Below are 14727 nucleotides of genomic sequence, written 5' to 3' on the forward strand. Positions count from 1 at the left end.
CGATGACGCTCGGCCCAACCGAATTACGCCCTGACGACGTTCCCAAGAAAGAGGAATCGAGCATGAGCACTGCCGAGCGAGCCCCCATCCTGCTGACTCCCGGTCCGCTGACCACGTCCCCCCGCACCCGTCGCGCCATGATGGTCGACTGGGGCTCCTGGGACAGCGACTTCAACGCCCTGACCGCCGATGTCTGCAAGCGCCTGCTGGCGATCATCCACGGTGAGGCGACTCACACCTGCGTGCCCCTGCAGGGCAGCGGCACCTTCTCCGTGGAGGCCGCCGTTGGCACCCTGGTGCCGCGCGACGGCAAGGTGCTGGTGCTGATCAACGGCGCCTACGGCAAGCGCCTGGCGAAGATCTGCCAGGTGATCGGCCGCGAGTTCAGCACCTTCGAAACCGAAGAAGATGTGCCGACCACCGCCGCCGACGTCGATCGTCTGCTCAGCGCGGACCCCAGCGTCACCCACGTCGCACTGATCCATTGCGAGACCAGCACCGGCATCCTCAACCCGTTGCAGGACATCGCCAAGGTCATCGAGTCCCACGGCAAGCGGCTGATTATCGACGCCATGAGCTCCTTCGGGGCGCTGGATATTGACGCCCGCAACGTCCCGTTCGACGCGCTGATCGCCGCCTCCGGCAAGTGCCTGGAAGGTGTGCCGGGCATGGGCTTCGTCTTCGCCCGCACCACCGCGCTGAACGCCAGCGCCGGCAACTGCCATTCGCTGTCCATGGACCTGCAGGACCAGCAGGCCTACATGGCCAAGACCGGCCAGTGGCGCTTCACCCCGCCGACCCACGTGGTGGCCGCGCTGCACGAAGCGCTGAGCCAGTACGAGGAGGAGGGTGGTCTGGCGGCCCGTCATCAGCGCTACGCAAACAACTGCCAGACTCTGCTGGCGGAGATGGGCAAGCTGGGCTTCCGCAGCTTCCTGCCGGCGCAGATCCAGGCGCCGATCATTGTCACCTTCCATGCCCCGCGTGATCCCCGCTACAGCTTCACCGAGTTCTACAACCGGGTGCGCGAGAAGGGCTTCATCCTCTATCCGGGCAAGCTGACCCAGGTGGAAACCTTCCGTGTCGGCTGCATCGGCCAGGTCGATGGCAGCGGCATGCGTGCAGCGGTCGCGGCCATCGCCGAGACCCTGAAAGAGATGGAAGTCTTCGAAATCTGACCCGGCCGATTGCCACAGGATTGAATCTCATGAACTACGAACAACCCAAGCAACTGCAAGCAGTCATCCTCGATTGGGCCGGCACCGTGGTCGACTTCGGCTCCTTCGCCCCGACCCAGATCTTCGTCGAAGCCTTCGCCGAGTTCGGCGTCCAGGTCAGCCTGGAAGAAGCGCGCGGCCCGATGGGCATGGGCAAGTGGGACCACATCCGCACCCTGTGCGACATCCCCGCCATCGCCGAGCGCTACAAGGCCAAGTTCGGCCGCGCGCCGACCGACGACGACGTCACCGCCATCTACGAGCGCTTCATGCCGCTGCAGATCGAGAAGATCGCCGAGCATTCCGCGCTGATCCCCGGCGCGCTGGACGCCATCGCCGCGCTGCGCAAGCAGGGCCTGAAGGTCGGCTCCTGCTCCGGCTACCCGGCGGTGGTGATGGAGAAGGTGGTGGCCCTGGCCAAGACCAACGGCTACATCGCCGACCATGTCGTCGCCACCGATGAAGTGCCCAATGGTCGTCCGCACCCGGCACAGGCGCTGGCCAACGTGATCGCCCTGGGCGTCAACGATGTCGCGGCTTGCGTGAAGGTCGACGACACCTGGCCGGGCATCCTCGAAGGCCGCAGCGCCGGCATGTGGACCGTGGCGCTGACCTGCTCGGGCAACGCCCTGGGTCTGACCTATGAGCAGTACAAGGCGCTGCCGGCGCACCAGCTGGAACAGGAACGTAAGCGCATCGGGCAGATGTTCGAAGGCTCGCGCCCGCACTACCTGATCGACACCATCGCCGATCTGCCGGCGGTGATCACTGACATCAACGCCCGCCTGGCGCGGGGCGAAATGCCGCAGAGCAGCTGATCTTCGGTCAGTCACGAAAAGGCCCGCATCCGTGCGGGCCTTTTTCATGGTGTGCAGATTTCATTTTCCCCTCGGACAAACCGCTGTCTTCCGCCTTGAGTCGCTTCTGGAAGAATTGGCACAAAATATAAATTTTGTGCCAAACTCTGTGTCGCAAATCTTTATGCTTGTGCCATAGCGATCGCCATAAACTGCCGGCGATTCTTTTCCCACTGAGAACCTTCGCAAGGAATTGTCATGAGTACTGCTTGGCTCGGTCCCATGGACCAGATCGGCTATCTCGTTGATGACCTGGAACAGAGCATCGGGCGTTGGCAACGGCACTTCGGTGTGGGGCCATGGACGGTCTTTCGGAACGTGACCCTGGAGGGGAAATACCGCGGTGAACCCGTGACCGTCACCATGGATGTCGGCCTCGGTTATCAAGGCGGGATGCAGATCGAATTGATCCAGGCGACCAATGCGTCGAAATCGCCCTATCGGGACGATCAGGGCCGTGCGCTCCGGGGCATGCACCATATCGCCTGGGTGGTCGATGACATTGACCAGGCGATTGCGCGGCTGACGTCCACGGGACTACGGGTAGTGTTCGAAGCGAGCAACCCTTCGACCCGCGTTGCCTATTTCGAGAACGAGGCGGAGCCCGGAGTGCTCTACGAGGTCATCCACGGTATTGGCATGCGCGAGATGATCGCGCAGGGCATCGAAGCCGCCAGGGCCTGGGACGGCGCCACTCCCATTCACGTCATTGACGTTTCTGCGTGAGAGTTCGGCATGTCGAATCGATTGCAAGATAAGGCGGCACTGGTGCTCGGCGTCGCGCCGGGGAATATCGGCGAAGCCATTGCCCGGCGTTATGTCGAGCAGGGCGCGCGGGTGCTGGTGGCCGGGCGCCGTCCCGATGCGCTGGCGGCCGTTGCCGACAACCTGGGCGTAGCCTGGCTGGCTTGCGATATCAGGTCGCAGAGCGAGGTGGCGGAGCTGGTTGCCCAGAGTGTGAAGCGCCTGGGCGGGCTCGATATCGGGGTCAATGCGACGGGCTGGGGGCTGCTGAAGCCTTTCCTGGAGCACAGCCAGGAGGACCTGGATACGATGAATGCGGTCCAGTTCACCGGGCCTTTCCAGTATTTCCAGGCGTTGTTGCGGCACATGCCGAAGGGTGGCTCGATCATCCAGGTTTCGTCGGTGACCGCCAGCATCATGTTCGACAACCATGCCGCCTACATGGGCACCAAGGCGGGTATCGACCATGTCATCCGCTGCATTGCCCATGAGTTCGGTCACCAGGGCATCCGCGCCAATTCCATTGCGCCGGGGGGCGTGGCGGATGCGCCGATGTCGGGAGGCGGGCTGATGCATCCTGGCATCGCCGCGCTTTACCACCGCGAGATTCCGTTGGGGCGCAGCGGTGTTGCGGCAGAGGTCGCCGATGCCGCCCTCTGGCTGGCGAGCGATGAGTCCAGCTTCGTTACCGGCCAGGTCATCCATGTCAGCGGTGGCCAGACGCTGCGGCGCAACCCGTCGCTCGCCGAGGTCTATGCCGCTGCAACGGGGGCTGCCGGGACGCACTGAAGCGACAACCTGAAACCAGTGGCCGGCATTGCCGGCCGCTGGCGTTTCCAGGGGAGCCTTTCCTTGTCGACGAGGGTCGGTGGGCGGGGAGTGTGTCGATTCAGCGAGGGGCGCGCGGGCTGCGTATCAGCCAGCAGCAAACCTCCAGGCGCGTGAAGAGCTCCTGGAGACGGATCAGCCGGCGGTATATCCACCATCGACAGGGAGCACGGCACCGTTGACGTAGCTCGATTTCGGCGAGGCCAGCCACAGCACGGCTTCGGCGATCTCCGAAGGTTCGGCCAGGCGACCCAGCGCGCAGGTCGCGGCAATGTGCTCGCGCGGCATGGGGTTGTCCGTCATGACCTTTTCCAGCAGTTGGGTCCGGGTGCCGCCCGGACAGACGATGTTGGTGCGGACGTTGTCCTTGCCGAACTCCAGCGCCGCGCTGCGCGTGAGCCCGACGACGCCGTGCTTGCTCGCCGCGTAGGCTGCCCGGGTGGGCGTCCCGACGATCGCGGCCACCGAGCCGATATTGACGATGGGGCCGCCGCCCTGGCGCCGCATGAGGGAGAGCTCCTGTCTCATGCAGTGGTAAACGCCCTTCAGGTTCACGTCGAGGGTCAGGTCAAGTGGCTCGGCGCGCCATTCCGCGGCGGGTTCCGTCTCGATGTCGATGCCGGCGTTGTTGACGGCGAAATCCAGGCGGCCGAAGGCCGAATCGATGCGAGCGAACGCGGCCGCGATGGCGTCCGCGTCGGTCACATCGACCGCCAGGGTCAGCGCTGCGCCCGGCACCGCTTCCCCGGTTCCACGATCGAGCACCACGACGGTGGCGCCCGCTGCGACAAGGGCGTCGACGCAGGCCCGGCCTATCCCCTGGCGGCCACCCGTTACAACGCCGACTTTTCCGGCAAGGTCTGAACTGCTCATCGATATCCTCGTTGGGGGTGCACTGGCGCTTGGCCAGGATCGGGTGTGTGGACGCGTCATGCCGGGTGGCCGGCAGCACTCTGGATCGAATCGCTTGGCTGCGCCGGTTCGGCTTCCGCCAGGTGGTTGGCGGCTATGTAGGCGAAGGTCATGGCCGGGCCGATGGTCGAGCCGGGGCCGGGGTAGGTCTTGCCCATGAGCGCGGCCGAGGTATTGCCCACCGCGTAGCAGCCGGCCACTACCGATCCGTCGGCGCGCAGGACCCGGGCGAAGGCGTCGGTCCGCAAGCCGCCCTTGGTGCCAAGCTCGCCCGGATCGATGCGCAAGGCATAGAAGGGCGCTCGTTCGATGGGGCCGAGGCAGGGGTTCGGCTTGCAGTTGGAGTCGCCGTAGTAGCGGTCGAACAGGTTGCCGCCCTTGCCGAACTGGAGGTCGATGCCGTCGGCGGCGAACCGGTTCATCTGCTCGACGGTGGCGGTCAGTCCGGCGGCATCCACGCCGATCTTCTGCGCCAGCGCGGGGAGTGTCTCGGCGCGGTAGATCACCTTGTCCAGCCAGCCATCGGGGATCTTCGCGTCCGGCTGCACGCTGCCCGGCAGCAGCACGCCGCACGGGTAGCGCTTGCGGTACTCGGCGTCGAACACCAGCCAGGCCGGTGCGTTGGCCTGGGTGCGTTGGTGGTCCGCGTACATGGCGTAGATGATGTCGGTGTAGGGCGCGGCTTCATTGACGAAGCGCTGTCCCAGCCGGTTGACCATGACGCAGCGTGGGAAGGCGCGTTCGACGAAGAGCGCACGTTGGCTCGCCTCGCCCGGCACGCTCACCGTCGGCGCTCCCCAGGTGTGTTCCATCAACGCCACCGATCCTCCGGCCGCCATGCCGGCGCGAATGCCGTCGCCGGTATTGATCGGCGGCGCGGCGGTCCACTCCGCGCGGGTAGGTTTGGGCAGGTAGAGCTCGCGCATGGACTGGTTCGACTCGAACCCGCCGCAGGCGAGCACGACGCCGCGGCGTGCGCGCAGGGCGTGGGGACGACCTTGCCGAAGCACCTCCACGCCTACCACCCGGTCGCCTTCCTGGCGCAGCGACTGCATGGGCGTTTCCAGCCACAGGGGGATGCCGCGCTGGGCAAGGGCTGCACGCAGGCTGGCGATCAATGCATTGCCGAGGGTCAGGCGGCGGTCGCGACGGCTGTGTCGACGCCAGCGGAAGTCGCCCAGGTAGCGCAGCGCCAGGCGGGCGGTGAGCAGCAGCCAGCCAGACTCCTTGGCGAGGATGGTGTGCGCTTCCACCTGGGTCATGGCGATACGCCCGCCGATAAGCGTGGCCGGGGATGATGGGCGCAGTTGCGCGAAGGACTCGCCCAGGCGCGCCGCATCGAAGGGCGCGGGCTCCATGGTGCGGTAGCCCGGCTTGCCGCCCTTGCGGTCAGGGTAGTAGTCGGGGTAGCGCGGAACCGCCTGGAAATGCGTCTGCGCCTGCCGGGCCAGGTACTCGATCATCTCGGGGCCATTGGCCAGATAGGCGTCGATGCGGGGCTGATCGAACTCCTCGCCGACCACGTCGCGAAGGTAGGTGATCGCCTCTTCATAAGAGTCGCTGCCGCCGAGGGCGGCGATCTGGCTGTTGCAGGGAATCCAGACGCCGCCACCGGAGACGGCGGTCGTACCGCCGTAGACGTCGCTCTTCTCGATCACCAGAACCGAGAGGCCGTTGTCGTGGGCGCGCAATGCCGCCGTCAGCGCGCCTGCGCCTGATCCGACGACCACCACGTCGTACTCATGGTCCCACTTCGCATCATGCTGATGGCTGGTCATGGCGGCATCTCTCCCTGGAACAGGTTTCCGGTGGCTTGCACTGTGTGGAGGCGCCCGGGTGCGTCGCCTCGGGGTAAATGACTGGGCTATGCGCAGCAATGTCACACAAGCTACAAGTTGTGACATCTGCGGCGCAAATTATTTTTTTGTGCCATTGCATGCGAGAATGGGGCTCGGAAGTACCCGGGCCGGACCAAGACGGCGGCCCCTGAGCGGACGAAGGTGCACATGAGTCGACAGCTACGCTGGGGTGACGCCAGCCGGATGGGAAATGCCAGTGATGGCCGCTCGCTGATCCTGCGGGCGGCACTGGAGGTCATGATCGAGGAGGGCGCCGAGAGCTTTTCGATCGATGATGTGGCCCAGCGGGCGAACATCTCGCGACGCACCCTGTACCGCTATTTCAGCAACAAGAAGGAGCTGATCCAGGCGGTCATCAGCGCGGAGAACGGCGCGTTCTTCGAGGAAATGCAGCGCAGCGTGCAGCCGTTCGAGGATGACTTCGAGCGTTATCTGGAGGAGTGCGTGTGCTTCTCCGTGCGCTACCTGGATCGGCACAACGGGGGCTTTCACCACAGCTATCTGGCGAAGAGTTCGACCTCGGACGTCTTCAGCTACATCCTCGAGAACATCGCGCCGATGTGGCGTGGTGTGCTGGAAGAGCCCTATCTGCGCCATGTCGAGCGCCACGGCCCGGCTGTCGTGGCTCTGGACGACCTGATTGCGCTGATCAGCCGTATCGGGCTCGCGTACTGCCTGGTGCCCACCGATGAGGCGGCGATCCGCGCGCAGATGGCCATTCTCCAGCCGGTTGGCCGACGCTGACGGAGCGGGCGTCCGCTCAGTCCGGAGCCAGCAGCGGCGGGATGGCCTCCAGCAGCGCATCGATGGTCACCCGCAGCTTGTAGGGCAGGAAGCGGGTGTACGGCCATAGGACGTGGAGCGGTGTGTTCACCACGGAAGCGGTTTCCAGGACCTGCACCAGGGCCCCAGTACGCAAGGATTCACGGACCAGCCAGCGCGGCACATGGATCAGCCCCGCGCCACGCATGGCGGCCAGGGCGAGCGTTTCGACGTCGTCGAAACCGAGGCGGGTCGTGAGCCTGGGCTGGACGATCTGCCCGTCCGCCGTGCCCAGCGACCACGGAACGGCACGGCCTCCCCGCAGATAGATGACGCAGTGGTGATGGTCGAGCTCGTCCAGGGATTGCGGCGTCCCGTGTGTCTCGCGGTAGGCGGGAGAGGCGCATAGCACCATGCTCTGCATGCCCAGCGGGCGAGCGACCAGCATGTCGCTGTCCGGTAGCGGACCGCTGCGGATGGCCAGGTCGATGCCGTCGTCGATGAAATCCACCAGGCGATCGGTGAAGCAGCCTTCCACGCGTAGCCGCGGATGACGATCCGCCAGATCCAGCAACAGCGGCGCGACATGGTGGCGCCCGAAGACGACCGGAGCGCTTAGGCGAATCCGCCCGACCGCTTCGCCGCGCCCGGCTTCCAGCATGTTCTGGGCGGCTTCGATGTCCTCCAGGGCCTGGGCGCAACGCTCGTAGAACAATTGGCCATCTTCGGTCAGGGCCAGGCTGCGGGTCGTGCGCAGGAACAGCCGGATGCCCAGCCGGGCTTCAAGGCGGGCGATCGCCTTGCCGATGGCCGAGCGCGTCAGGCCTTTTCGCCCGGCTCCGCAGCGCCCCGATACCTCCGTAACGAAGGGTCACTGCTGTTTCCTGCAGCGTTCCGTGGCACAGTGGGCGGGCGAGCGGTCAGCAGCCGTGACATCGGCAGCCACTGCGCAGGTCAATGCTGCCATACCGCACAGGCTCACTACATGGACGAGGAGGGCGCGCCTTGTTCTTCAGGGCTCTGATATTCGCCGCGGCATGGATTGGCTTCTGGTATGCCAGCAGCTGGGTCGTTACTCACTACATCACCTCGGCATCTGGTGCCTATTGGACGCTGGGGCTGGTCGTGTTTCCCATCATCTTTCCGCTCTACCTCACGACAGACTTCTGGATTCAGGACTCCTACGCGGCCTCCTGGCCCCGACTCTCGCTGGCCTTGATCTGCCTTGCCGGCATGCTGCTCTATTATCCGGCACTGCTGGCGCTGCTCTGGTTGATTCGAATGCTGAGGTGGGTTGCTCTCTAAGGCATGGAGCGCTTGCAGTTGCCGGGATGGGGCGCAGGGCGATCAGACGTGAATGGAAGGTTCAGGTCCTGAGCTGGGATGCATCTTTCTTCCTCTGTCTTTCTGCGTGGAAAGCCCGTCCTAGACGTTCCGATGCCGGTCTGTCAGCATTTGCGGGCTCGCTGGGGCGGTTCTCTGGCGTTTGCATTTTGACGAGCCTGCACCAAGCTAGGTCGAGACGGTGCTTTCTGTTAAGGTTCGTGAATTCCACGAAGCTCTCGCTGGGTCTTCACAATTCCATTTATGTGCAAAGGGGTGCTGCGTGATCAAGGTGCTGGTGGTCGATGACCACGATCTGGTGCGCACCGGAATTACCCGCATGCTGGCCGATATCGACGGCCTGCAGGTCGTCGGTCAGGCGGACTCTGGCGAGCGGGGGTTGCAGCTGGCCAGGGAACTCAAGCCCGATGTCGTGCTGATGGATGTGAAGATGCCCGGCATCGGCGGGCTGGAGGCAACCCGCAAGCTGCTGCGCAGCCAGCCCGATGTACGTGTGGTGGTGGTGACCGTGTGCGAGGAAGACCCCTTCCCGACGCGGTTGATGCAGGCCGGCGCTGCCGGCTACCTCACCAAGGGCGCGGCGCTGGAGGAGATGGTCCAGGCGATCCGCCAGGTATTCGCCGGCCAGCGCTATATCAGTCCGCAGATCGCCCAGAGCCTGGCGCTGAAGTCCTTCGAGCCCGAGAAGAACGCGTCTCCCTTCGACACCCTGTCCGAGCGGGAGATCCAGATCGCCCTGATGATCGCCAACTGCCACAAGGTGCAGAGCATCTCGGACAAGCTCTGCCTGTCACCCAAGACCGTCAACACCTACCGTTACCGCATCTTCGAGAAGCTCTCGATCACCAGCGACGTGGAACTGGCGTTGCTGGCCGTTCGGCACGGCATGGTCGACACCAGCAACTGACGATGGCCGCAGTATTCGATTCGGCGGCATTCCTGGCCACCTGCAGCGGGCGGCCGGGCGTCTACCGCATGTTCGATGCGGACGCCAAGCTGCTCTATGTCGGCAAGGCGAAGGACCTCAAGAAGCGGCTTTCCAGCTATTTCCGCAAGTCCGGCCTTGCGCCGAAGACTGCTGCGCTTGTGGCGCGGATCGCTCAGGTCGAAACCACCATCACCGCCAACGAAACCGAGGCGCTGCTGCTGGAGCAGACGCTGATCAAAGAGTGGCGGCCGCCCTACAACATCCTGCTGCGGGACGATAAGTCCTATCCCTATGTGTTCCTTTCCAGCGAGGACAAGTATCCCCGGCTGACCATCCATCGCGGCGCGAAGAAGCAGAAGGGGCGCTACTTCGGCCCGTACCCCAGCGCGGGCGCTATCCGCGAAAGCCTGGCGCTGCTGCAGAAGGCCTTCTTCGTGCGGCAGTGCGAGGACAGCTACTTCCGCAATCGCACGCGGCCCTGCCTGCAATACCAGATCAAGCGCTGCAAGGCGCCCTGCGTCGGGCTGGTCAGCGAAGAGGAATACGCCGAAGACGTACGCCACTCGATCATGTTCCTCGAAGGACGCAGCAATGTGCTGGCGGATGAGCTCACCACCAGCATGGAACAGGCTGCCATGCGCCTGGACTTCGAGATGGCCGCCGAGCTGCGCGACCAGGTGGCCATCCTGCGTCGCGTGCAGGACCAGCAGAGCATGGAGGGTGGCAGCGGCAATGTCGACGTGGTTGCCGCTATCGTCACGCCGGGCGGCGCCTGCGTGCACCTGATCAGCGTGCGCGGTGGTCGGGTGCTGGGCAGCAAGAATTTCTTCCCGCAGGTGGCGATCGAGGAGGAGGTGGGCGACGTGATGCTGGCTTTCCTCGGGCAGTACTACCTCAGCCATCACGAGCGCGACCTTCCCACGGAACTGATCGTCAACGCCGTGCATGAGGATTTTCCGGTGCTGGTGTCGGCCATCGAAGAGTCCCGAGGCAAATCGCTGGAAATCACTCATCGCGTGCGCGGCACCCGTGCACGCTGGCAACAACTGGCCGTGACCAACGCCGAACAGGCCCTGGCGGCGCGCCTGGCCAATCGACAGCACATGGCCGCCCGATTCGATGCACTGGGTGAGGCGCTGGATCTCGCCGAGCCGCCGCAACGCCTCGAGTGCTTCGACATCAGCCATTCCAGTGGCGAGGCGACCGTTGCCTCCTGTGTGGTGTTCGGGCCGGAGGGGGCGCTGAAGTCGGACTACCGCCGCTTCAATATCGAGGGCATCACCGCGGGCGATGACTATGCGGCGATGCATCAGGCGTTGACCCGGCGCTTCAGTCGCCTGAAGGAAGGCGAGGGCAAGATGCCGGACATCCTTCTGGTCGACGGTGGCAAGGGGCAACTGGCGATGGCGCAGGAGGTGCTCCAGGAGCTGGCGGTGGTTGGCCTGACGCTGCTCGGTGTGGCCAAGGGCGTGACGCGCAAGCCGGGGCTGGAAACCCTTTACCTGAACGACGCCGAACATGAATTCACGCTGCCGGCGGATTCCCCGGCGCTGCACCTGATCCAGCAGATCCGTGACGAAGCGCACCGTTTCGCAATCACTGGCCACCGTGCTCGCCGAGGAAAAGCGCGGCGTACCTCCACGCTCGAGGATGTGCCAGGCGTAGGGCCCAAGCGCCGTCGAGACCTGCTCAAGCATTTCGGTGGGTTGCAGGAACTGTCGCGGGCCAGTATCGAAGAGATTGCCAAGTCCCCCGGTATCAGTAAAAAGCTGGCTGAGCAGATTTATGCGGTTCTTCACAGCGAGTAGAATGCCGGCTCAACTCGCAGACTTCCTGACCCGATGAATATCCCGAACCTGCTCACCCTGCTTCGCGTTGTTCTCATCCCGATCTTCATCCTGCTGTTCTATTCCTCGTTCCCTGCCAGCCATCTGGTAGCCAGCGCGGTGTTCGCCCTGGCCGCCGCCACCGACTGGCTGGACGGCTACCTGGCGCGTCGTTTGGGGCAGAGCACGCCGTTCGGGGCATTCCTTGATCCGGTGGCGGACAAGCTGATGGTGGCCACCGCACTGGTGCTGCTGGTGGAGGCGCATGCGAACCTGTGGCTGACCCTGCCGGCGGTGATCATCATCGGCCGTGAAATCGTGGTATCGGCGTTGCGCGAATGGATGGCCGAGCTGGGGGCGAGGGCGCATGTGGCCGTTTCCAACCTCGGCAAATGGAAAACGGCGGCCCAGATGCTGGCGCTGATCATCCTGCTGGCCAATTCGCCGATGATAAGTTTCTGGGTAGTGGTGGGTTACGTGCTGCTGATCGTTGCCGCCGTGTTGACCCTTTGGTCGATGCTGCACTATCTGCTCGCCGCCTGGCCCCATCTCAATACCACCCCGAAAGAGAAATAAGTTTTTTTGAATCAAGGAGTTGACAGGGCTTTTCGAAACGATAGAATGGCGCCCGTCAACACGACGCGGGAATAGCTCAGTTGGTAGAGCACGACCTTGCCAAGGTCGGGGTCGCGAGTTCGAGTCTCGTTTCCCGCTCCAAATTTTGACGGTTTGCGATGCAGGCCGTTTGTTTCATGGCTGAGTAGCAGAGTGGTTATGCACCGGATTGCAAATCCGTGAACGCCGGTTCGATTCCGACCTCAGCCTCCAATAGAAAAGCCCTGTAAATCCAAGATTTACAGGGCTTTTTCTTTAGCAGACAATTGCGCCTGCAATTAGATTCCGCAGGTTGCAATTATCGAAGGGGCTAACGCACAGTCCAGCCCGCTTCCGGCTCGCCAGAGCCTCTCACCGCTGAATAGCGCTACCGCCCGGATGGCGAAATCGGTAGACGCAAGGGACTTAAAATCCCTCGTCCGCAAGGGCGTGCCGGTTCGACCCCGGCTCCGGGCACCATCTTCCCTCTCTTCTTTGAGCTATTCGTTCGCTACCGTCGATCACAGGTCGATGAGAGCGGTCGGCCTGCGGCTGCAGAAACTCGGAAGAGGGGGCCGCAGACTGGCTCACGCACTCAGATGCGCCAAGGCTCGCAGTTTTTGCCCAGCGTTCACGATGCGACGTTTGCGTAGCGGTTCGGAGGACTCATGGAAGTTCTGCAGTTGAACCGGCTCCTTGAAATGATCCACGTCTTCCGGCTGCAGTGGGCCTTCTTCGGTTGCCAGATCCCTGCGGATGCGGCTTACCAGGCTGTCGAGCAGATGCGCATCCTGCTGTTCGTCCAACTGGACCACCCGGCAGGCCACCATTGCGCCCTCCCTATCACTGAGTGTCATGACCAGGTTGCCATCGGGCCGTGAGGCGAACTCCACCTCGAACTCCGGAAACTGGCGGCAGAGATATTGTGTGGCAGGAAGTCGTTCGATCTTCATGTCGCTGTCCTCGGCAAAGAATGGAGAAATCCTTCCGTACTCTTTGCAAGGACCATTGCAGGGGGCGTACCAGCGTTCAGGCTGGAAAAGAGCCTTTCAGATCATGGATTTACAAGGCTTCATTGGAAAATGCGTCGTGCAGCTTGCAGGAGGCAGCCGCAATCACAAGGCAATTTGCACGATCCCCGGCATCAATGAGGAAGCGGGTTCCGCCCTCTTGTAGTGGCGGGTTTTGCCTTGGGCTTCTGCAGCCGGGCCCGCCGCATGGGGACTCGCAGGATCGCCCACAGGGTCACCACAGCCAGCAGCAGCCAACCCAGAATCATGAGAGTCACGAACGTGCCCGGATTCATATCGATAGTCCTCGCCCCTCGTTAAGGGTAGACCACCTCGGATCACGTCGCGCCTTCTCAATGGAGTGGCCGTGGCGTTCGAGGTTCCGATAAAGGCTTGAAAGCTGGGTGTCTACCTGGTATCTGTATATGCATACAGTATATGAGGTGAGCCATGCATCAGTCATCGGAATCCGTCCACAATGCCGCACTCGCGCACCCGCAGTGGATGCCGTCTCACACATACATAGTGCGCGCACATGGCGATGGCATGACGGAGGCGGGGATTCACCACGACGACCTGCTGTTGGTCGACCGCTCCGAGTTGGCGGTGGAGGGTGAGATCGTCGTTGCGGAGCTCAACGGAGAAGCCTTGATTCGGCGACTGGCGATCATCGAAGGTGCTTTCGCTCTGTTGCCGGCGAGCGATCGCTTTCCGTCCATCAGGGTTGGCGACGGCGATGAGCTGACGATCTGGGGTGTGGTGCGGCGGCGTCTGTCGGGGCAGGGTGTGGCAGTCTGAAGGAGTGGTAGCGATGCTGACTTTTTGCCATTAGTGGAGAACTCGACGCCTGGGTTATGGTCAGATGCGCTGCCACCGGTTTCAGAAACGGATCGCAACTGCTCATGAGAGCACGGTTCGCCGCATGCCGGGGCATTGTAAGGTGGCTGCAGCCTGATTAGACTGCGCGCAACTCGCACCCCTGTCCCCCTCGAAGGACTCCCATGATCAAGAAATGTCTGTTCCCGGCCGCTGGCTACGGTACCCGCTTCCTCCCGGCCACCAAGGCCATGCCCAAGGAAATGCTGCCGGTGGTGAACAAGCCGCTGATCCAGTACGCGGTGGAAGAGGCCCTGGAAGCCGGCCTCGGCGAAATCGGCATCGTGACCGGCCGTGGCAAGCGCTCCCTCGAAGACCACTTCGACATCAGCTATGAGCTGGAGCACCAGATTCGCAACACCGACAAGGAAAAGTACCTGGTCGGCATCCGTCGCCTGATCGACGAGTGCACCTTCTCCTACACCCGTCAGATCGAAATGAAGGGCCTGGGCCACGCCATCCTGACCGGCCGCCCGCTGATCGGCGATGAGCCGTTCGCCGTCGTCCTGGCGGACGACCTGTGCCTGAACCTGGAAGGCGACAGCGTCCTCAAGCAGATGGTCAAGCTGTACAACCAGTTCCGCTGCTCCATCGTGGCGATCCAGGAAGTGCCGCCGGAAGAGACCAACAAGTACGGCGTGATTGCTGGCGAGATGATCCGTGACGACATCTACCGCGTGAACACCATGGTCGAGAAGCCGAAGCCGGAAGAGGCGCCGTCGAACCTGGCGATCATTGGCCGCTACATCCTGACTCCGGACATCTTTGACCTGATCGAACAGACCGAGCCGGGCAAGGGCGGTGAAATCCAGATCACCGACGCCCTGATGAAGCAGGCCCAGGACGGTTGCGTGCTGGCGTACAAGTTCAAGGGCAAGCGTTTCGACTGCGGTAGCGCCGAGGGTTACATCGAGGCGACCAACTTCTGTTACGAGAACCTCTACAAGACCGGCAAGGCCTGGTAAGTCCA

16 protein-coding genes, 3 tRNA genes and 1 pseudogene are annotated in these 14727 nt (G+C 63.3%); 15 read left to right on the forward strand and 5 right to left on the reverse strand.

All coding sequences use genetic code 11. From position 1 onward, the window contains the following. Nucleotides 1–62 precede the first annotated feature (62 nt). From SD196_RS11325 to SD196_RS11340, 4 genes are all read left to right on the forward strand, one after another. Nucleotides 63–1178, forward strand: a complete 1116-nt coding sequence (locus SD196_RS11325) for a 2-aminoethylphosphonate--pyruvate transaminase (RefSeq protein WP_275607545.1) — start codon at nt 63–65, stop codon at nt 1176–1178. Nucleotides 1179–1207: 29 nt separating this feature from the next. After that, complete coding sequence (phnX, locus tag SD196_RS11330) at nt 1208–2035, forward strand: phosphonoacetaldehyde hydrolase (RefSeq protein ID WP_416311463.1); 828 nt, start codon at nt 1208–1210, stop codon at nt 2033–2035. A gap of 237 nt (nt 2036–2272) precedes the next feature. Next, entirely contained in the window at nt 2273–2800 is a 528-nt protein-coding gene (locus SD196_RS11335; RefSeq protein WP_275607543.1) for a VOC family protein, read from the forward strand. A 9-nt stretch (nt 2801–2809) separates the two neighbouring features. Further along, nucleotides 2810–3607, forward strand: a complete 798-nt coding sequence (locus SD196_RS11340) for an SDR family NAD(P)-dependent oxidoreductase (protein WP_275607542.1) — start codon at nt 2810–2812, stop codon at nt 3605–3607. Between the two features lie 174 nt (nt 3608–3781). Here the strand turns inward: SD196_RS11340 and SD196_RS11345 are convergent, their stop codons facing one another. Next, on the reverse strand, nt 3782–4519 hold the full coding sequence (locus SD196_RS11345; RefSeq protein WP_416311464.1) for an SDR family NAD(P)-dependent oxidoreductase: 738 nt from the start codon (nt 4517–4519) through the stop codon (nt 3782–3784). 56 nt (nt 4520–4575) lie between these two features. Beyond that, a complete protein-coding gene (locus tag SD196_RS11350) occupies nt 4576–6336 on the reverse strand; it encodes an FAD-dependent oxidoreductase (protein ID WP_416311465.1) in 1761 nt (586 codons plus the stop codon). Between the two features lie 228 nt (nt 6337–6564). Here SD196_RS11350 and SD196_RS11355 point away from each other — a divergent pair, with 228 nt between their 5' ends. After that, nucleotides 6565–7161, forward strand: coding sequence for a TetR/AcrR family transcriptional regulator (locus SD196_RS11355; protein ID WP_416311466.1), 597 nt, complete (start codon nt 6565–6567; stop codon nt 7159–7161). A 16-nt stretch (nt 7162–7177) separates the two neighbouring features. On the opposite strand, the gene SD196_RS11360 is transcribed toward SD196_RS11355, so the two are convergent. Both SD196_RS11360 and SD196_RS11365 read right to left on the reverse strand, forming a co-directional pair. Then, complete coding sequence (locus SD196_RS11360) at nt 7178–7894, reverse strand: LysR substrate-binding domain-containing protein (RefSeq protein ID WP_416311467.1); 717 nt, start codon at nt 7892–7894, stop codon at nt 7178–7180. Between the two features lie 57 nt (nt 7895–7951). After that, nucleotides 7952–8002: pseudogene (locus tag SD196_RS11365) on the reverse strand (hypothetical protein); the annotation flags it as partial. Between the two features lie 182 nt (nt 8003–8184). On the opposite strand from SD196_RS11365, the gene SD196_RS11370 reads away from it, so the two are divergent. The 7 genes from SD196_RS11370 to SD196_RS11400 all read left to right on the forward strand — a co-directional run bounded on the left by SD196_RS11370 (nt 8185) and on the right by SD196_RS11400 (nt 12351). Beyond that, a complete protein-coding gene (locus tag SD196_RS11370; RefSeq protein ID WP_370601358.1) occupies nt 8185–8484 on the forward strand; it encodes a hypothetical protein in 300 nt (99 codons plus the stop codon). A gap of 301 nt (nt 8485–8785) precedes the next feature. Further along, nucleotides 8786–9430 carry a UvrY/SirA/GacA family response regulator transcription factor gene (uvrY, locus tag SD196_RS11375; RefSeq protein WP_152222817.1) on the forward strand — a complete coding sequence of 215 codons (645 nt, stop codon included), beginning with the start codon at nt 8786–8788 and terminating at the stop codon, nt 9428–9430. Between the two features lie 2 nt (nt 9431–9432). Beyond that, nucleotides 9433–11259, forward strand: coding sequence for an excinuclease ABC subunit UvrC (gene uvrC, locus SD196_RS11380; RefSeq protein ID WP_416311468.1), 1827 nt, complete (start codon nt 9433–9435; stop codon nt 11257–11259). Between the two features lie 33 nt (nt 11260–11292). Continuing rightward, a complete protein-coding gene (gene pgsA, locus SD196_RS11385) occupies nt 11293–11853 on the forward strand; it encodes a CDP-diacylglycerol--glycerol-3-phosphate 3-phosphatidyltransferase (RefSeq protein WP_331314268.1) in 561 nt (186 codons plus the stop codon). 65 nt (nt 11854–11918) lie between these two features. Then, a tRNA-Gly gene (locus SD196_RS11390) sits at nt 11919–11994 on the forward strand. A 37-nt stretch (nt 11995–12031) separates the two neighbouring features. Beyond that, nucleotides 12032–12105, forward strand: a tRNA-Cys gene (locus tag SD196_RS11395). A gap of 159 nt (nt 12106–12264) precedes the next feature. After that, nucleotides 12265–12351: transfer RNA gene (locus SD196_RS11400), tRNA-Leu, on the forward strand. 107 nt (nt 12352–12458) lie between these two features. Here SD196_RS11400 and SD196_RS11405 read toward each other — a convergent pair. Then, complete coding sequence (locus SD196_RS11405) at nt 12459–12824, reverse strand: DUF3509 domain-containing protein (protein ID WP_275607535.1); 366 nt, start codon at nt 12822–12824, stop codon at nt 12459–12461. On the opposite strand from SD196_RS11405, the gene SD196_RS11410 reads away from it, so the two are divergent. The 3 genes from SD196_RS11410 to galU all read left to right on the forward strand — a co-directional run bounded on the left by SD196_RS11410 (nt 12823) and on the right by galU (nt 14722). Next, complete coding sequence (locus SD196_RS11410; RefSeq protein WP_275607534.1) at nt 12823–13047, forward strand: hypothetical protein; 225 nt, start codon at nt 12823–12825, stop codon at nt 13045–13047. The genes SD196_RS11405 and SD196_RS11410 overlap by 2 nt on opposite strands. A 284-nt stretch (nt 13048–13331) precedes the next feature. Then, complete coding sequence (locus tag SD196_RS11415) at nt 13332–13679, forward strand: LexA family protein (protein ID WP_275607533.1); 348 nt, start codon at nt 13332–13334, stop codon at nt 13677–13679. A 203-nt stretch (nt 13680–13882) separates the two neighbouring features. Then, on the forward strand, nt 13883–14722 hold the full coding sequence (gene galU / locus SD196_RS11420) for a UTP--glucose-1-phosphate uridylyltransferase GalU (RefSeq protein ID WP_275607532.1): 840 nt from the start codon (nt 13883–13885) through the stop codon (nt 14720–14722). Nucleotides 14723–14727 lie beyond the last annotated feature (5 nt).

This window comes from Pseudomonas macauensis, from assembly GCF_047902425.1.
GTDB lineage: Bacteria > Pseudomonadota > Gammaproteobacteria > Pseudomonadales > Pseudomonadaceae > Pseudomonas.

Bases quoted from the DNA above. Each gene is read 5' to 3' on its own strand.
- SD196_RS11325 (WP_275607545.1), top strand. From the start codon at position 63: ATGAGCACTGCCGAGCGAGCCCCCATCCTGCTGACTCCCGGTCCGCTG.
- phnX (WP_416311463.1), top strand. From the start codon at position 1,208: ATGAACTACGAACAACCCAAGCAACTGCAAGCAGTCATCCTCGATTGG.
- SD196_RS11335 (WP_275607543.1), top strand. From the start codon at position 2,273: ATGAGTACTGCTTGGCTCGGTCCCATGGACCAGATCGGCTATCTCGTT.
- SD196_RS11340 (WP_275607542.1), top strand. From the start codon at position 2,810: ATGTCGAATCGATTGCAAGATAAGGCGGCACTGGTGCTCGGCGTCGCG.
- SD196_RS11345 (WP_416311464.1), bottom strand. From the start codon at position 4,519: ATGAGCAGTTCAGACCTTGCCGGAAAAGTCGGCGTTGTAACGGGTGGC.
- SD196_RS11350 (WP_416311465.1), bottom strand. From the start codon at position 6,336: ATGACCAGCCATCAGCATGATGCGAAGTGGGACCATGAGTACGACGTG.
- SD196_RS11355 (WP_416311466.1), top strand. From the start codon at position 6,565: ATGAGTCGACAGCTACGCTGGGGTGACGCCAGCCGGATGGGAAATGCC.
- uvrC (WP_416311468.1), top strand. From the start codon at position 9,433: ATGGCCGCAGTATTCGATTCGGCGGCATTCCTGGCCACCTGCAGCGGG.
- pgsA (WP_331314268.1), top strand. From the start codon at position 11,293: ATGAATATCCCGAACCTGCTCACCCTGCTTCGCGTTGTTCTCATCCCG.
- SD196_RS11410 (WP_275607534.1), top strand. From the start codon at position 12,823: ATGTCGCTGTCCTCGGCAAAGAATGGAGAAATCCTTCCGTACTCTTTG.
- SD196_RS11405 (WP_275607535.1), bottom strand. From the start codon at position 12,824: ATGAAGATCGAACGACTTCCTGCCACACAATATCTCTGCCGCCAGTTT.
- SD196_RS11415 (WP_275607533.1), top strand. From the start codon at position 13,332: ATGCATCAGTCATCGGAATCCGTCCACAATGCCGCACTCGCGCACCCG.
- galU (WP_275607532.1), top strand. From the start codon at position 13,883: ATGATCAAGAAATGTCTGTTCCCGGCCGCTGGCTACGGTACCCGCTTC.